The 17,915-nt window shown below is 33.5% G+C and carries 18 protein-coding genes and 2 pseudogenes; 5 read left to right on the top strand and 15 right to left on the bottom strand.

Annotation, left to right across the window (positions count from 1 at the left end; all coding sequences use genetic code 11):
* Positions 1-45 precede the first annotated feature (45 nt).
* Positions 46-924 carry an NAD(P)-dependent oxidoreductase gene (locus QTL86_RS03700; RefSeq protein ID WP_127067137.1) on the bottom strand — a complete coding sequence of 293 codons (879 nt, stop codon included), beginning with the start codon at positions 922-924 and terminating at the stop codon, positions 46-48.
* Positions 925-1,282: 358 nt separating this feature from the next.
* On the opposite strand from QTL86_RS03700, the gene QTL86_RS03695 reads away from it, so the two are divergent.
* The gene (locus QTL86_RS03695; protein ID WP_410496523.1) at positions 1,283-1,441 is read left to right on the top strand and encodes a hypothetical protein; all 159 of its coding nucleotides are present in this window, start codon (positions 1,283-1,285) and stop codon (positions 1,439-1,441) included.
* 193 nt (positions 1,442-1,634) lie between these two features.
* On the opposite strand, the gene feoB is transcribed toward QTL86_RS03695, so the two are convergent.
* Both feoB and QTL86_RS03685 read right to left on the bottom strand, forming a co-directional pair.
* Positions 1,635-3,740, bottom strand: a complete 2,106-nt coding sequence (feoB, locus tag QTL86_RS03690; protein ID WP_410496522.1) for a ferrous iron transport protein B — start codon at positions 3,738-3,740, stop codon at positions 1,635-1,637.
* Positions 3,741-3,812: 72 nt separating this feature from the next.
* Positions 3,813-4,046 (bottom strand): ferrous iron transport protein A, encoded by a 234-nt coding sequence (locus QTL86_RS03685; RefSeq protein ID WP_013657713.1) that lies wholly within the window; start codon positions 4,044-4,046, stop codon positions 3,813-3,815.
* A gap of 212 nt (positions 4,047-4,258) precedes the next feature.
* On the opposite strand from QTL86_RS03685, the gene QTL86_RS03680 reads away from it, so the two are divergent.
* From QTL86_RS03680 to QTL86_RS03670, 3 genes are read left to right on the top strand one after another with little or no spacing between them, the layout of a single operon-like run.
* Complete coding sequence (locus QTL86_RS03680; protein ID WP_127067139.1) at positions 4,259-4,516, top strand: spore coat associated protein CotJA; 258 nt, start codon at positions 4,259-4,261, stop codon at positions 4,514-4,516.
* Positions 4,516-4,776 carry a spore coat protein CotJB gene (locus QTL86_RS03675; protein ID WP_127067140.1) on the top strand — a complete coding sequence of 87 codons (261 nt, stop codon included), beginning with the start codon at positions 4,516-4,518 and terminating at the stop codon, positions 4,774-4,776. The genes QTL86_RS03680 and QTL86_RS03675 overlap by 1 nt, the downstream gene beginning before the upstream one ends.
* A gap of 1 nt (position 4,777) precedes the next feature.
* Positions 4,778-5,386 (top strand): manganese catalase family protein, encoded by a 609-nt coding sequence (locus QTL86_RS03670; RefSeq protein ID WP_410496521.1) that lies wholly within the window; start codon positions 4,778-4,780, stop codon positions 5,384-5,386.
* Positions 5,387-5,699: 313 nt separating this feature from the next.
* Here QTL86_RS03670 and QTL86_RS03665 read toward each other — a convergent pair.
* The 5 genes and pseudogenes from QTL86_RS03665 to QTL86_RS03645 all read right to left on the bottom strand — a co-directional run.
* Positions 5,700-5,817, bottom strand: a pseudogene (locus QTL86_RS03665) (NAD(+)--rifampin ADP-ribosyltransferase); the annotation flags it as partial.
* Positions 5,818-6,378, bottom strand: a complete 561-nt coding sequence (locus tag QTL86_RS03660; protein WP_410496520.1) for a GNAT family N-acetyltransferase — start codon at positions 6,376-6,378, stop codon at positions 5,818-5,820.
* Positions 6,379-6,463: 85 nt separating this feature from the next.
* Positions 6,464-6,640 (bottom strand): hypothetical protein, encoded by a 177-nt coding sequence (locus QTL86_RS03655; RefSeq protein WP_410496519.1) that lies wholly within the window; start codon positions 6,638-6,640, stop codon positions 6,464-6,466.
* 263 nt (positions 6,641-6,903) lie between these two features.
* Positions 6,904-7,449, bottom strand: coding sequence for a GNAT family N-acetyltransferase (locus tag QTL86_RS03650; RefSeq protein ID WP_013657787.1), 546 nt, complete (start codon positions 7,447-7,449; stop codon positions 6,904-6,906).
* Between the two features lie 286 nt (positions 7,450-7,735).
* Positions 7,736-8,227: a pyridoxamine 5'-phosphate oxidase family protein gene (locus tag QTL86_RS03645; protein WP_410496518.1), complete on the bottom strand. Its 492-nt coding sequence runs from the start codon at positions 8,225-8,227 to the stop codon at positions 7,736-7,738.
* Between the two features lie 340 nt (positions 8,228-8,567).
* Between QTL86_RS03645 and QTL86_RS03640 the strand changes: the two are divergent.
* A pseudogene (locus QTL86_RS03640) lies at positions 8,568-8,822 on the top strand (IS3 family transposase); the annotation flags it as partial.
* A 393-nt stretch (positions 8,823-9,215) separates the two neighbouring features.
* Here the strand turns inward: QTL86_RS03640 and QTL86_RS03635 are convergent.
* The 7 genes from QTL86_RS03635 to QTL86_RS03605 form a co-directional block, all read right to left on the bottom strand.
* Positions 9,216-9,860: a hypothetical protein gene (locus QTL86_RS03635; protein WP_410496517.1), complete on the bottom strand. Its 645-nt coding sequence runs from the start codon at positions 9,858-9,860 to the stop codon at positions 9,216-9,218.
* An 85-nt stretch (positions 9,861-9,945) separates the two neighbouring features.
* Positions 9,946-10,119 (bottom strand): hypothetical protein, encoded by a 174-nt coding sequence (locus QTL86_RS03630; protein ID WP_410496516.1) that lies wholly within the window; start codon positions 10,117-10,119, stop codon positions 9,946-9,948.
* 335 nt (positions 10,120-10,454) lie between these two features.
* The gene (locus tag QTL86_RS03625; RefSeq protein ID WP_410496515.1) at positions 10,455-12,644 is read right to left on the bottom strand and encodes a pectinesterase family protein; all 2,190 of its coding nucleotides are present in this window, start codon (positions 12,642-12,644) and stop codon (positions 10,455-10,457) included.
* A gap of 1,214 nt (positions 12,645-13,858) precedes the next feature.
* Positions 13,859-14,764: a reverse transcriptase family protein gene (locus QTL86_RS03620; RefSeq protein WP_410496514.1), complete on the bottom strand. Its 906-nt coding sequence runs from the start codon at positions 14,762-14,764 to the stop codon at positions 13,859-13,861.
* 381 nt (positions 14,765-15,145) lie between these two features.
* Entirely contained in the window at positions 15,146-15,454 is a 309-nt protein-coding gene (locus tag QTL86_RS03615; RefSeq protein ID WP_410496513.1) for a hypothetical protein, read from the bottom strand.
* 9 nt (positions 15,455-15,463) lie between these two features.
* Complete coding sequence (locus QTL86_RS03610) at positions 15,464-16,345, bottom strand: hypothetical protein (RefSeq protein WP_410496512.1); 882 nt, start codon at positions 16,343-16,345, stop codon at positions 15,464-15,466.
* Positions 16,346-16,911: 566 nt separating this feature from the next.
* A complete protein-coding gene (locus QTL86_RS03605; protein ID WP_410496511.1) occupies positions 16,912-17,832 on the bottom strand; it encodes a DUF3592 domain-containing protein in 921 nt (306 codons plus the stop codon).
* Positions 17,833-17,915 lie beyond the last annotated feature (83 nt).

Raw genomic sequence — 17,915 nt, 5'->3', positions numbered from 1 at the left:
CACATTAAAATATCCCTATCTGACGCTTTGCCAGATAGGGACCCTTTATGCTTTAACTGTTTCATTATCATAATATTTAATAAGTGCCTGCGTTCCTAAATCACCTAGTTCCTTCTCATCTAATGCTCTATACATTTTTAGCACTTCATTTAATACTTGTAAATGAAGTGCCACTTTATCCGCTTCTTCTGTAGCTATCTCCATATCTTTAATATAATGCTTAATGAAAAATCCTGGATTTAAATCACCCTTTAAAATACGTGGTGCCATATTAGTCATTTGCCAACTTCCTGCTGCACCCTTACTAATACTATCTAACATAGTTTGTACATCTAAGCCAACCTGCTTGGCATATGTCATTGCCTCACACACCCCTGCGATGATTCCTGCTAAAGCTATTTGATTCGCCATCTTTGTATGCTGACCACTTCCTGCTTGCCCTTCATAAATAATATTAGTTCCTAAACATTCAAAAATAGGCTGACACACCTCAAAGGCCTCACGATCTCCACCTACCATAATAGAAAGTGTCCCATTTTGAGCACCAATATCGCCACCTGATACTGGCGCATCCAATGCACTCATCTGTTTTTTCCTAGCTGCTTCATAAATCTTCATAGAAAGCTGTGGGCTAGTAGTGGTCATATCAATCACATAGGTCCCTGGCTGACTGTTTTCTAAAATACCGTTTTCTCCGAAATAAACTTCTTCAACATCTTTAGGATACCCAACTATGGTAATCACAACATCCTTACCTGTTACGCAAGTCTTAATATCCTCACACCACTGTGCTCCCTCCTTAATCACATCTAATACCTTTTCTTTAGTACGTGTAAAAATAGACACCTCATAACCGCTTTTCATTAAATTTCTGACCATAGATTTACCCATTACACCTACACCAATAAATGCTATTTGTTTCATTAGTTACTTCTCTCCTTCTTACTTGTATCTATTTATATCTAAAAACACACGCAAAATCTCATATTACATTACCAAATAGTTCATACTTAACAACCTTCTCTTTGAAAGTACTATTTATTCAGGTCCAAGCATCATCATTTTATAGCTACATTATACCACATGATTCAAAAGGCGTATTACCTAAATTCAAGTTATAATCCCTATTATTAGTTAATGTTATAGTGATTCTGCCATATTATTAATATCTGTAGAATATGCCAATACGCAATTAGGTACACAGATTACTTTAGATGAAGTAAACGTGGTTTAACAAGGGACATTTGATGATAAGGCTGCTGGTCAACAAATTGCTGCACAAATGTATGATCGTGGTGTTAAAGTAATCTTTACTATCGCCAATGATGGTGTAGGACTTCCAGCAGATAATCCTAACTTAAGCGAAAAAACAATTGAAATCGTTAATAAAGTATACCAGCAAGTTAAAAACAAAGAAATTATTGTAAATGAATCTTTATAAATTAACACAAAAAGCCAAGTGATAACTCACTTGGCTTTTTGTGTCTCCAGCATTTCATTATTCACTTTTAACAACCTATACTTCATATTAAACTCCTTATGAAAGAAATTATATTGATGGATATAGTAAATTTCTCTATAAACTCCAAAACCCCCAAACCTAGATTTTTCTATGTTCAAGGGTTTTGCAAACTTCAAAAGAAAACTCTACTCATATTGGCAATTAAAAAGCAAAGCAACATGCCCATTGCTGTGGGTAATAAAAAGCCGATTGCTGCCCATTTTAAACTTTGCGTTTCTTTTTTTATAGTCAAAAGTGTAGTTGAACAAGGCCAGTGCATCAGGAAAAACAGTAGGGTACATAGGGCCTTAATAGGTGTCCAACCATTACTAATAAGTAGTGCCTTAATTTCAGCAGTTTCATGTAGGGTTACAATATGCCCTGTGGACATATATGCCATAATCATAATAGGGAGTACAATCTCATTAGCTGGTAACCCTAAAATAAATGCCATAAGTATAATGCCATCTAGGCCTATAGCTTCTGCAAAGGGATTTAGAAAATCTGCAAAGTAAGTAATCAGTGTTGTATCCCCAATAGTAACATTAGCTAGGATCCATATCACAAGTCCCGCTGGTGCTGCTACTAGCACTGCCCTTTTTAAAACAAACAAGGTACGATCAAGAAAGGAACGAATAAGAATCTTACCTATTTGTGGTTTTCTATAGGGTGGGAGTTCTAAGGTGAAGGCAGAGGGAATCCCCTTCAGTATGGTTTTGGAAAGTACCCAGGAGGTTGCAAAAGTTAACAGGATTCCTAATATAATAATCGCCATCAGTAGTATGGTAGACAGCAGTGAAGTAAAGGGTGACACCCCTGAACCTACAAAAAACATGCTAATGATAATAATAAGTGTCGGAAACCGCCCATTACAGGGTACAAAACTATTGGTCAAAATTGCTATCAGGCGTTCCCTTGGTGAGTCAATAATACGGCAACCTTCAACACCAACTGCATTACAACCAAATCCCATACACATGGTAAGGGCTTGCTTGCCACAAGCACAACACTTTTTAAAGGGTTTATCTAAGTTAAATGCCACTCTTGGTAAATAACCCAAGTCTTCCAGATATGTAAATAGAGGAAAGAAGATGGCCATAGGTGGCAACATAACCGAAATAACCCAGGTCAGTACGCGATATATCCCGTTAATCAGCACTTCCTCCAGCCACATAGGGCTTCCACATATCTGAAGAACATTTAAAAGGTGAACTTCTAACCTATAAAAAAAACCAAATAATATATCTGAAACGTAATTGGCTCCAAATAAAGTAATCCAAAAGATAATGCCTAATAAAAGGAGCATAATAGGAATGCCGGTATATTTACTGGTTAAAATCTTGTCAATTTTTCTATCATCTTTATAGCGCGCCTTTAAATGATATTTTACCACTTGATGTGCAATGGCTTCTGCTGTAGCTATCAGTGAAATAACAATCTGATCCTTGAGCTCCTGCGTTGAAATCTGCTCCTCACATAAAAGACTTTTAGCTTCTTCCAGCTTTGCTTCAAGTTGTGGGATCTGACAATACTCTTCTTTTAAATAAGGTGCAATCAGTGGTAAAAAGGTCTCTGAATCCTCTAGTAGTCTAATAGCAAACCATCTAGCTGGTGCTGGTAAGGTATCACCTAGTGCTATCAAAGGCTGAATACAAGCAATGGCTCTTTCTATACTTGGTATATAGTTGACCTTAATAGGCAGGGATTCTTCTTTTTTACTTATTTGAATACTTACCTCCTGTATAAGTCTTTCAAGTCCTTTCATGCTCCTAGCAGTTGTACCTACTACAGGTACTCCTAAAATTTTAGAGAGCTTATCAAGGTCTACTTGGATGTTCTTTTTCTCTGCCTCATCTAATAAATTAACACAAATAACAACCTTACTTGAAATTTCTAAGATTTGCAAAGTAAGATTAAGATTTCTTTCTAAATAGGTGGCATCACACACCACAATAATCGCATCTGGCTCTTTTAAACAAAGAAAATCTCTTGCCACTTCTTCCTCTTTAGAGTGTGCCATAAGGGAATAAGTCCCTGGCAGATCTATTAAGTTATAAACTTTACCCAAGTAACTATACTGCCCTTCCGCATAAGTAACCGTTTTACCTGGCCAATTTCCCGTATGTTGCTTTAGGCCTGTTAAGCCATTAAATACTGTACTTTTACCTACGTTAGGGTTACCTGCTAATGCCACTCTATACGCATTAGGTTCTATTTCCTGTATAGGACAATGTGTCATCTTGCCTCCTTTACTTATGCCTTACTAAAAGCCTTTTATTAATAGCGCTCTTTACAAGACACAGTTACTTTATTAATGCGTTATTATAATCTTATTCGCATCTTCTGATCTTAATGCAATAATAGTACCCCTTATTTTATAAGCAACAGGATCCCCACTTGGACTCTTTTGAAGACACTCTATAGTCGTTCCTTCTACAATGCCTAAATCTTGCAGACGGCGCCTCATACTACCTGTTGTATATAATGTTTTTACTTTTCCAGTCTGCCCTTCTTTTAATTGTGTAAGCGATAATAATACGTTCATATTTCTCTCTCCTTGAATTACATAAAAATCTTTCTTATTCCTATAATAATGATTTTCCGTTATAATGTTACTATTTTCTTACATAAAATTTATTTTTTACATTTTTTTAAAATAATTGAAACTTTTTAAGTCCCTATTAATATACTATGAAAGAACCAAGTAAATTTTTAGAATATTTAGGTGTCAATTAGTCGTTTAGGAGGTAATTTTAGATGCTCAACAATAGAAATTATTCTAGAAGTCCTATGAATTCAAGAAATATGCAAAATATGATTCCTCAAATGAGTTATGGTAATCATTTAGATATAGAAAAAGCTTATACCGAGTGTATAGACAATATGCCTATTGCTATGGCCTATGTCCCTTTTCAACAATGGAGAAATTTATATGAACCTGCCGAAGCCTTCCAAAGAGGCACTATTTTTAAAGAACTAGATCTTCCATTTAATTGTGCAAAGGAGTGTAAATAATGACAAACAATAACGCTAACGAATTATTAGATTTAATCAGAATCCTAGGATTTAATATGTTCGATGCTGTCCTTTTTTTAGACACACATCCTCGCAATCAACAGGCATTAGAGCATTATAAACAATATCAACAACTTATGAATCAAGCAACAAAAGAATATACAACTTACTTTGGACCTTTAACATCAGATGATGTAAATGTAACTAACGGATGGACTTGGGGCGAAACACCATGGCCATGGGAAAGAGAGGCAAATTAATATGTGGCATTATGAAAAAAGATTACAATACCCTGTTAAGATTACAACAACAAACCCTAAAATAGCTCAGCTCATCATCTCACAATATGGTGGTCCTGATGGAGAACTTGGTGCCTCTTTACGTTATTTATCCCAACGTTATACTATGCCTAGTCGCAAAATTGCTGGACTGTTAACTGACATTGGTACAGAAGAACTAGCTCATATGGAAATGATTAGCGCTATGGTTTATCAACTCACCAAAGATTTAACACCTGAAGAAGTGCAAGCATCTGGTTTTGCACCTTATTATATCGATCATACAACAGGTGTCTATCCTGTAGCTGCATCTGGTACGCCTTATAGCGTTATGACTTTTCAATCCAAAGGCGATGCCATTACGGATTTACATGAAGATTTAGCAGCAGAACAAAAAGCAAGAACAACTTATGATAACTTACTTCGTTTAATCAAAGATCCAGAAATCTGTGACCCACTTAGATTTTTACGTTCTAGAGAAATCACCCACTATCAACGTTTTGGCGAAGCGCTAAGACTTATGCAAGAAGAATTAGACAGCAAAAACTTTTATGCTTTTAATCCTGAATTTGATAAAAAGCCTTGTAAATAATCTGTTTGATATGTATTGAACTCGATTGTCTTACCTTTTTCTTTGGTTTTGAACATAGCTTAGTCCTTTCATGAGCTTATCTTTGGCAGTGAGTAGCTACTAGGTTTTAGAAGACCATGATTAAAAGGCATCAAGCAGAGCCCCTAAGCTACTTGATGCCTTTCTTTTTGTTCTTGATCAGATTGTGTTCTTATCTCTTTTTAGGTTTAAAGAGATAATTAATAAATAGCATTATATGTACCTCAATCATTGATTGCTTCTATACCAAGCTTTTCTATTTTCCTAAGATTCTCACGCATATTTTGAAGTAACGCTTCAGAATGGCCTTCCCAATTCAAAACTTCTCCAATTACTCGCAGTGGCTCTCTCGTACGATAGGACCTAGTAGGATTTCCTGGAAACTTCTTATCTGTTAAATTGGGATCATCCTCCTATTTACATAGTACAAAGTAATCATTGTATTTTGTACCATCATGCCCTACTAATTGCTCGCTTGATAAAACAAAATTCATTTTTAGCAATGCCTTTTTCCTCTCGCCTGCTTCTGGTATCACTTTTGTTGCTACTTTGTCACATGTGAACATTTCAAATGCTGGTGGAACAATGAGTGATAAGATACGCTCTATTTCACTTGCAGTCTCATAATCACTTCTAAGATCGAGACGCAACAAACCACATTCAGTAAAATAATCCTCAGCGTTTCTATGAAATAATTCAATTGTCCCAATCACTTCTGCTTTGCATTTGTCTATAATCGACCAACGTACAAAGCCTTTTTTTTGATATTCCACTTGCCAGGCTGCAATAACGTTTTGCATTGTTTCCAAGGACGTAAAGTAAAAATCACCGAAACAACCATCGCAATTAAATAAGGGAACTGCTTTTTTATCTGAATATACCTTTAATAAATCCTGCGCATCATTTGCTGAAAGGAATCGCAATAAAAAGCGTTCATTTTCAAATTGAGGGCATACTTCATAAACATCTTTCATTTCCATTTCTCCTCCACAAATTCAAGATTATCCACTAATCAACTTTCTATTTATATCATCAAAACTTTGTCCCCTTTGCTCATTTTTATACCTTAAATTTGTTGCCACAATTCTTGCATACCCAGTACTGCTCATTAGTCGTTTTACCCGTACCACAAAGTCCTAGAAATCCACATAAGCATAATTTCCAAAACTTAGCTCCTTTAGAGTGTACCTCATTAATTACAGTTAAATCTTCACTTTTATATCTCGGACAATTCATATTATTTCCCGTATATGCAACATTTTTATTAATTTTATATTATATTTATAATATTTTCAACCACTTTTAACTAAACACCATTTTACTAAAAAATTTATCCGCTACTGCTTTAAATTATTACTACCTCTACGCATTAAAAACCACACTCCTTATGCTAGAGTGTAGCTCTATAATCTAACTTTTAAACGAACTATCTTTTTAATTGGTAGTTTAATAGCTATTTATTACTATAAACTGGGATTTGTCTGTTCAATATATTTTCATTACAATTCTAATCTCATATAAATAACTTCCTGAAATCCTGTCTTACGAGAATTAAAGCCCCTAGGATTTCTGCCATATTCAGTAAATCCTGCTCTTTCATACATTGATATGGCTCTTACATTTTCAGTAACTACATTAAGCTCAAGTTGCATATATCCAGCATCCCTTGCACATTCAATACATGCATCCATTAACGCTCGTCCAATCCCGATTCCCCAAAACTCTTTGGCAACACTAATACCAAATTCAGCACGATGTCGCACCTTATATTTAGTGCCTACCGCTTCAATTCCAGCAGTCCCGACAACTACATTGTCAACCATGGCAATTATCTCAATCTCATTTTCACTCTCAGATTTTTCTTTCAAAAATCGGCTTTCCTGTGTCACATCAAAACTATTTTCATCTGGATATGAAAGCAAATAATCGGTTTGCATATGCGTCAAATTAAAATTCTCGAATACAGCCTGTCCATCACTTTCAATTCCATTTCTCAAACAGCATTCCTTGCCGTTCTTTAATATTATTGTTTTATTATATTTCATAATAAAACACCTCCTTAAAAATTCCAGTTTTTCATTCTTTGTTTGAAGCTATATCTCTTCACCTCGCAAATTCAATTTTATAATTCTATAAAATATATATTTTCTCTATTATACAAAAACAGAACCAAGATTGCACCTGGTCCTGCTAAAACTGTTCTTCTACTTATTACTCTAAATAACTATTTTATCGAGTAGGTACTTCACTACTAACTTGGTGTTTTGTTCATTAGGTACGATGCTATAAAAGTTGTAAACTTTAAAATGACATTTAAAGTGATATAATGGCTTAAAAAATTCCTCCACTCTCCATATCTACCTTGTTAACAAAATCCATATGATATAATTTTTCCCAATGGTTTACGTTTAATGTTCCCTTTGCTAGACGGATTGCTAAAATACAACAATTTTCATCATCCTCATTGTTTGCCATATCATACCATGCAGCGAAAGCTGTACGAAGTTTGCTTCTAATCTCAGCATTTTTTGGGTCAAGCACCCAACCAAGGTTTTTAGCTACTCCAGTAGCAGTAAACATTTCTAAGCAACTGGCAATTGATACTTGAGGGTTTTGTTCGATTTGCAGCATTTTGTTTGATTTTGCATATGTAACAACATAAAAAGTACAATTTTCGTAATACGCATCCACAATACGAACAACTGGTATAGGATTTTCGTCGGTTCCTAACTCTCGTGCCACAGTTGCAAGAGAAATATTATTGTCTTTGCCATTTCCAAACGTCTCTTCAATTAGCTGTAATCCTTCTTCATACTTATTCATTTTTAGTCTCCTCTTAATTATATAAATAATCTCCACTAAACAAATATCTATTCTTATAGCTAAGCTACTTATAGTAGTATATCACTTTACACTTGTTACATTTTGTAGTTTTGTGCCATTAAAATAATGATTAAGTATTTATACCTGATCTTATCTAAAACTATTCTTTTGGAATCAAAAATAACAAAATGGATAGGTTACACTTAATTGGACAGTTTTCTTAAGGTCATGTAGAATAAAGACTATATACTATCGGAGGAGATCATCATGACCACCCAAAAACCAAAAGAAACCACGTCGTACTTATACAGGTGAATATTAATCTCTCTAAAATTAATATTTTCATACTGATAGAGGTAATGAATTTAAAAATCAGTCGATAGACAACGTATTACACACATTTGACATTGAGCGATCATTAAGTATGAAAGGATGCCCTTATGACAATGCTGTTGCAGAGGCTACTTTTAAGGTGATTAAAACAGATTTTGTGAGAAATCAACGTTTTGAATCTCTAGAGGAATTACAATACGAGTTAGCTGACTACGTTAACTGGTTTAATAATCAGTTAAATTTGCAATCCAAAAAATCATAATATAAAATGGGTAATTTGTAAAATAACTTATAACTGCTTCTACAAATCCCTTTGAAGCATAGTAAATACTATTGTGTGAAAGTATCATAAAAAAAATCATATATCCCCATACTGTACATAAATATCAAAAAAATTGATATTGCCCATAAATACCAGGGTCTCTTTGTTATTAACATATCTAATACCGACCCTTCTTATAAGTAAGAATCTCCACCAAATAAATAACTATTTTATAGAAATATAAATTAGAATGAAGTGAGCTTCTTACTTACTCAATTTCATCTCTTCTTATCAGCATACTTTATACCAGTAAAATGTATAATGTCTAAAAACTTCAAACTCTAATTTCTTTATTTCCTAAATCATCTATTAAATTTGATAAACTGAAATTTGTTACTTTGCTATAGCTTCAACCTTAACCGAAAATTCTTCAAAAAAATCTTTTATGTCCTGTTCTGTATCCACATTAAAACCTTCATACAAAATAAAATTACCGGTCGCTGAAACTGCCCCATCTTCTCCTACAGCAAACGAAATTGCTACTGGCACAGCACTTTCATATGTGTAAAGATAAATTACATCTTCGGTCAATTCATCACTTACAAAAGTTTTTCCACCCGTACAAATGTTTGCAGCTGCCAGCGTCGTTGCTCCTCCCATCGCATTGATCTGGTTAATAATTGCGCCATTCATTCTCGATTGCACATAGTCTTTCAATGTATCAGACAAACCCTCTGGTGCTTCACTACCTGCTATCTCCGCCAATCCTAAAAGAGTTTCTTCTGAAGTTGCAACCCTGTAAATAGCTTTTGGCTCAGAAAAATCTCCTTCTCCTGCAGTTCTCATTATATCCTGTATTTCGCTACTCACAGAATATATTTTCAAGTATGTATCACTGCTTGCCATTTCCTCCATTAAGGAAATCACCTCAAGTCCCTGCTCATACAATGTTTTATTGGAACTGTTTCCTCCTCCACAACCAGACACCCCCAATGCCAGTACTATAGATATTACTACCGCAACAATTCTTTTTTTCATAAGGCACCTCTATCTTCCAATTTATATTTCTGATATATAAATAAATATAATTCTAAATAAACATTATACTTTTTTTAATATATAGTCAAATAAGATCATGTAATGTTTCTATATCTCTCTCAAGATAAAACTTCATAGTCCAACTAGCAAATTCCTCCATATCAACTCGTATTAATCTCCTACATTCATTACCTATTGTTGAATATGCCAAACCATAACGCTCTGAACATTCTTTAATAGAATAAACAATTGTATCCATGTACGTTATATGTATCGAAGCAACCATGACTCATTCTATGATTAAGGTATGAGCATTCCCACACCATAAGGAAATTAAGGACTTCGACTTCTTTCAGATTCCACCTCACGATGGACATCCTTGCTCTTGGCAATGTGCTTGGCGCACATAAAAGAATGCCGCGAAACTAATTCATAGTTTTGCGACATTCTCCACTTTTGTGCTCCAGCACTTCATTATTCACTTTTAATAACAAATGCTCAGTCACTCTACACTTTTAAGTTTAATATCCTACTTGTGATAATAACATATTTTTACTAATTTAGCCTATGTCTGAACTGATTTAATCACCAATATTAATTGGCTAAACGGATGAGTTTAGCGAACATAGTTGCCATATCAGCTCTTGTGACTACATTTTTCGGAATGAAGTAACCTTCATTTTTTAAGATACCTGCCTGAATACAGATTTTAATGCCATCAAGGGCATAAGCTGAAATATTTGCTTGGTCGATGAACTGAATATCGCTTTGCATTTCATCTAGTTGTATATTAAGGTAAGTTATAGCTCTAGAAAGAAGGAGCATCATATCTTGTTTACTAATTTTATCATTTGGTGCAAAGGATGTGGCACTTACCCCTTTGATAAGACCGGCTTCATAACAAGCTTGAATTCCATTAAAGTACCAAGCATTTGGTTTAACATCAGTAAAAGCACTTGTTGTACTAGAGGTTGTAAGGTTAAGGACACGGCCTAAAATAGTAGCAAATTGAGAACGTGTCATTTCCATAAGTGGCGCAAACTGGCCATTTCCAACCCCTTCTACATAACCATTATTGGCAAGGAACATAATATCATCATAATAAGCATCAGTAGAAGTCACATCAGTAAAGTAGATTTTTTCAATCACTGGAGGAGTTACTTCTGGCTCCTCAGGTTTCACTTCTTCTTTAATAGAGAAAGAAGGTTCCCATCCTTTAAGGACATTGGTAATGGTCCAATTAGCTACTTCTGTTTCTGTTAATTGAGGTCTTGAGGCATTGATCACAGCTCCCTCTCCGCTACTGTTGTATTCAAAGAAACGGCCATGAGAAGCTGGTGTACCAGACATACTCGTCCAAGGTTCTGTCTTAATATGAGCACTCATTTCGCAATTAATGAAAGCAGCACTTGGCTTATCTACACTCATACCACTTGGTGTCCAAGGACGACCTAAGTAAACAGAGTTATTTGCTGTTCCTTCTTCAGCGGTGAGTTTGCAATTCATAAAAGCAAATCCATAAGCTTCATCAATACTTGTTCTTGGGGCTACAATATAACCATTATTCGATGAACTGCCTCGATTTAAGGAATGAATTTCACTGTCTTCAAAAACAGCCTGGCTTCTCCCAAAGATAAAGTCTACATCGCCTTCAATGTAACAATCGGTAAAGTATTGTGTACCACCATCTAAAAGGAGTGTATCTTGATTACCAAGGAAACGGCAGTTTCTAAACTGAACATTATTTCCAGTAACACTAAGTGCAACAGCTTGTTCACCATTTGCCCCAGTTTCCTGAAAACTGTTTTCAAAAGTAATTTCTTCTACACTGATGTTACTGCCTTTAATAAAAGTACTTGCACTGCCACCTGTACCATAAGGTGTGCCATCCTCTTTAAGTTTTGCATTATAATTATCATAAGTTAAAATCGTTTGCTCACTGCCTTCTCCAATAAGGGTAAGATTTTTAACTGATTTAGGAATCGTAACGACTTCCTTGTAAGTTCCAGCTTTAATATGGATGGTTGCAGGAAGAGTAGTAGCCGAAGGAATAGCATCAATTGCTTCTTGTACTGTTTTGAAGTCACCTTGTCCATTAGCATCTACTGTAAAGTTGATTTCAGTAGCATCCTCTGGAATCGTAACAGGTGCTTTACTTGCAGAAATGCTCAGGTTATCAATATAATGTCCACTTACTTTATCTGCTGGCGTAAGAGTTTGGAAATAACTGATTTCAGAGACAGTGTTTTTGAAAGGAATATCTTTGCCTTTCAAAATGTCATTAATATAGATATTAAAAGTTTGAGTTTTTATATTAGCTTCGATTTTAATAGTCATCCACTCGCCTGACGTAATGTCAGCAACTTTAACATAAGTGCCATTCATCACATAGTTAAGAGAAGTACCATTGTCACGTGTTTCAAGACGAACAGCACGTAAACCTGTACCATCCGTTAAATTAATATGTGTACCGCTTCCTAGGTTGTTTTGCATAAAATCAACAGATAGTGTCACTACCTCTGATTGAGCGGCAAATTGCTTGTTCATTTTAAGCTGCCCTTCTCCATCATTGAGGTAAACACAGTAGTTTCTATCATTATTTAAATCAACTGTCGTAATAGCTACGCTATCTGAAACTTCATAACCACTTGGGGCAGCTCCTAAAGTCATATTATCAAAAGATTCATTAACAATGAATTCAGAGGCAAAAGTTACAGAAACGCTACTTATAGCAATAAGACTTGCGAGTGCAAGGTGAACATGACGTCTTAATCTTTTATTCATAATATTCTCCAATCATAAAATCTAACCATGCTGATGATTTGCACGGTAGAAAATATATTAACATAATGCACAAATAGGGGCAATACGAACAAAGGAATAGGAAAAATTAAAAGTTGTTCATCATTTAGCAAATAGTAAACCTCAAAAATTGGAGGTTTATCATAACAGTGACTGCTATCCATTAGGTTGTACCCGCGCTGGGTGCACGCACAAAAATAGCCAAGCGATCACTCACTTGGCCATCTTTGTGCTCCAGCACTTCATTATTCACTTTTATAACTGATGCTTCTTTCCCAAAAAAGGCATGACTACAGCTCCTCAGTGAGCATACACTTTTAAGGATCATAGCACCAGTTATAAAAGTTTAAACGAAGAGTGAGGAGCTCCTAAAAGTCTTAGCCGGTGCACCCTTATGTATGAGGAAGCTAAGACTTTAAGACTCTGGTTTAAAACTTTATTTTTTGTGTAAAAGCTTTTTCGGCAACTTATAAGCGACGCCTCCCTTGCAGCACACAAGCGAACCTTTTCCTTAGAACCAGAGGTACCTATAACAATAGATTGAGACTTACCAGGCCCAGTCAGCGCGTCATGTTGATGCTGCGGTAATTCTGCCATAGGAAGTTGTTTGATTTACTCTTACACCTATATATATGTCGTGAGGAAGATTACTCCCTAATAAAATTTCTAAAATATTTTTACTCCATAGTGATTATATTTTATACCCCTAAAAAATCCAAGTTCTAATTTCTTAGCAAAACGGCCTCTCTTGATCTCTAATTCTTGATATGAATTTTCCCTTTTAACTATACTATAAACTATTCTCCTATATCTTCTTAAAATTATATGAGCATAAAAAATAAATATCTTAATTACTCTCTAAATATATATTCCTTATTCAACATACATTCTGTTACACAAGAATTTGATATTTGCATTTGGTACTAAATTCTTCAGTAATTTCTCATAAAATGCCTAAACCCCCGAATTTAGATTACTCTAAATTCGGGGGTTTAGTTAATAGAGATAAGTCACCGCTTATCCGCCTCCCGCATTATCTAATAATTATATCTAATTGTGTAATTCTTATCTTCATAGCTAAAGAAATCTATTCAAAACTTATTAATATTATCCTAGAAAGTTTTATTTTAGTTACAGCTTTTCTTAACTCTTTTGGCTTTAACCAGCTATCCTCGTATTTTTAATATACCTTATTATTAACTTTCCCAGTCTATTTCACTTAATTCTTTAAAAAAATTTATTCCTTCTGCAGGCTCTATCATATAAATATATCTCGCCTTTCCATATAAATATTCTTTAAAGTGTGCTTTATATTCATTTCCTGTATTTTGTAAATGTTTATAAACACCAAACTTTCTACAATAATAAATATGTTTTCTTAAATCTCTTTTTACCTCTTTTTTAACAGTTACCCTCTCATTATTAACAATTAGGCCTGTAACTTCTTGTCGATATTTCTTAAATTGAATTTTTAACTTTTCATTATTAACTCTAAAACCTTCTTGTTTAAGTATTTTTATATACGTCTTTATGTATCCATATATCTTCCTATTTCCTGAAATAGTAATATCATCTGCATATCTGGTATAAGTTGCCCCGATTTTATTTGATAACTTATAAAATCTTCTATCTATACCTTGTGCTACTAAATTTGCCATATAAGGACTAGCAGGACTTCCTTGAGGTAAATACCCCTTATGAGTAAGTAATTTTGTTAAAATAAAACTAACTTCTCGAGTATACCCTTGCTGGTATATAGTTCTAAATATTTGCTCAAACTTTATTGTATCAAAGAATTTTTCTATATCTAAATTTATAACTAATTCTTTATTTATATGGGGTTGGGCATTATTCAAAATGCTCCTTCCTTTTACAAAACCCATACATTGGTCATTTACAGGTATATTATAAAGTATATTATTTAATATCCATCTTTGAATATATTTCAAATTATAACTAGGCATAGAAATTTTTCGGTAATTACCATTTTTTTTAGGTATATGAATAATTTTATAAAAAGAATCTCCTACTAATAAATAATAACTTAAGGTATTAATATTCATACCTAAAAGTTTTGCTAAGTGCTGTTTATCAAAAATCACTGGTAAACTATTCTCTAATAGAGATTCAGAATACCTCACACACTTATTTATATAAGTTTTGCCATATCCCTTCTCTTTTAATCCCTTTTCTAACTCTTTAATATACTCCATTTTAATGATGGCAACAATTTCTACTAAGCTGGTTTACAAACTTTATAAAAGCCTTTTTATAAAGTTTGTAAGGCAGTTATTTATTCTTTTATACTCTCTATTGTGCTTTTCAATAGAGAGTGCAAGTGCGGCAGCACTGCACAGTGCTAGCGTACTTTGCTAGCACTGTTTCAGTTAAGAAACATTTGTTATAGTAGCGATTCGCTACTAGTTGCTAGAAATCGTTGCCTCTCCTTTTATTATACTATTATTCATCTTTAAAATAAATATTTATTTTTGCATAAAATTTTTTGGTATATAGACTGTATCTATACTCATAGGTTTCCCAAAAACCTCGTCTTCTGCTATCATTTGTAGTAAATTAATATTAAGAAATCCGTACTCTTGTAAAAGATTGATTCCTTTTGGTGTAACTTTATAATATTTTTCTAAACACAAGTAATTCTGTTCAATAAAAGTATCAATAATTTTATCCATCTGCTTATACGATATTCCAAATAAATCTTTCATTTCTCTATAAGAATAACCTCCTCCAACACTATGAAAATAGCTTAATATCAAAATCTGTCTATATTCCATATAATTTTTCTAATCCTCCTTTTGCTTCTGTATTAATCTATTAACCTCTGAAGTCTTGGGTCTTCTATTTTTTGTCATTCTATCAAATAACGGACTCCATCTACACTTATTCTTTATTATATCTTCTGTTATCCAAAAGCTACTAATTGTATTATTAGGAGTATTATGTGAAAATCCTATCAACAATTCATTATAACCTAAAATATTTTTACTTTTTTCTCCCCATAATCCTTCTTCGAATTTATACATTTTATTTCTATAGTCTTCACCTAGTACTTCTAACTCATTAAAAACAGGTCCTACTATAATACTTGACCTAACATATACTTTCCCTGCAGGTATTACAATACTTTCTATTTTTTTCTTTGCTTCTTCTGTACTTACAATTAAATTTATATGTACATTACAACCTTCTAGCTTGCTAATATTACGTTGAATAAATTTATCTATAGTCATTCCTGTTCCTGATATATCATCAAATAATGCAACTTGATTAATATCTTTAGGCATTACATTTATTGAAGTTAAAATGGTATCTGTATACATATCAATTTCTCTACTTCTAAACAATTCCTTTATAACACCTATCATTTCATCTGAACTAGTATGACTATTATCCGTAGCCTCAATAGGAACTATACATAAGTTATCTATATCTTGATTTAATTCATTTATCATTAGTTTCCACATATTAAGGATATTGGATTTTATTTCTTGCTTATTAAAATACATAAAATTATCAAAAAGTAAAAGAAATATTTCCTGAATCTCTAATTTATTCGTATTATATATCCAGCTTTCTAATTTACTTTGTATGCCTTTTGTATAGTATTCATCCTCTCCATACTGTTTAACAAATCTATTTGCAGCATCTCCTATACGCTTTTTCACCCAATATACTCCTTTTGTTATTAAATATAGTATTGTATAGACAGTTAATTTCTAGTTTTCCATTTAAAGTAATTTACCGTAAAAACTCCAAAACCCTCGAACCTAGATTTCTCTAAGTTCGAGGGTTTAGTTCATGGAGGTGAGGAGAATCGAACAAGTGTCATCTGTAATTTAATCTATGTCTTATCCGTTTATTCCATGTTATTCAATACTCTCGCACTTAGATAATTAAGGATTCATTTTATCTTACATGTTATCCTGTATTATAGAATCTCTTTTAGTTTTAGTTTAAGTTTATATTTCTACTTAATTTCTACCTACTTATTCCCCAGTAGCTATATGTTATTTCGTGTTATACCATTTTCTGCTACAAATAGCTACTCTCTTTTAAGATAATATATCCATTCTCTATCATAGTATGATTTATTAAATCTCACTACTCTTTTAATCTTTTTGCTATATTTATAATTTTCTCTAGTGCAAATCTTACATAGTGCGAATCGAACGCCTAACCAAAAAACTATAGAGTGGTCTCTATCATCCTATTTATAACTTTTCCATCATTCTCATATACATAGCAGACATACTAAAACCCAAAATATCAAAAAAGCAATTACAAACACCTGGGCAGGTAAACTTAACGTATTTCGTTTAAGTTCAATAAAGTGATGTGGGTTTTGTGGATCAATTTTAATCGCTCTTGTTTGATTTACTTTAATATCACAATGCTGCGTATAAATCATACTTGGTAATGTTAAAGTTTCTCCCTTATATTGGATTTGGTAAACTGGTGCATATGTATCCCCCTCAGAGTCCCTATCACATTGTATCTCTATACATTCTGCCATAATTAGTTCCGTACATCTTCGCTTAAGCATTCTTTTATAGTTGATAGTATGATACATAATAGCCCAAAAAAGAAATAATATAAAACATATAACACCAATACCTAGTATCGTATCGTTTTTCCTAATCATACCAATGACTATGATAAAGAAAATTCCTAATCCTATTGGTACTCTAAAATCTTTAAGTTCTTCTTCATGTCTTTCTGACAACTCAACTTTTTCCATTATTGCATATTGCGATCGATTACTTCGTTTTTTTAAGTATAGCCATAACTGTATACCACTCATGAGACATCCAACAAGCATAAGAGCGATTGATGAAAAGTAACCTCCACTTTTTGTACAAACAGTTGTTGGATGATCAGGATTACAATATAGCGTGATTTCTTTTCCCTTATTCATACCAGCATGGTACTCATTTAAAAGAATATCTTTATACAATTTCTCTTTATATTCGTATGTTACATAGACATCAGTCCTACTCTCATCGAAGTCGCTAACTCCAATCATATTACTAATGACGCCTGTTACCTTTTGTGCATCACCTAGAAAAGAAAGATGCTGATATAAGATAATACTTCCTAATATCAATAAACATAATCCAACAAAAAAGAATGGTGACAGTTTATCTTTTTTCATATGTATCTCATCTCCAAATATAATCGTTACTCCTGCTACACTACCTATCTCCCTTTACAAAAACGATTTGATAAAATATTATT

This window comes from Cellulosilyticum sp. ST5, from assembly GCF_046529625.1.
GTDB classification, from domain to species: Bacteria; Bacillota; Clostridia; order Lachnospirales; family Cellulosilyticaceae; genus Cellulosilyticum; species Cellulosilyticum lentocellum.
This window is presented reverse-complemented; position numbering and strand designations above follow the sequence as displayed.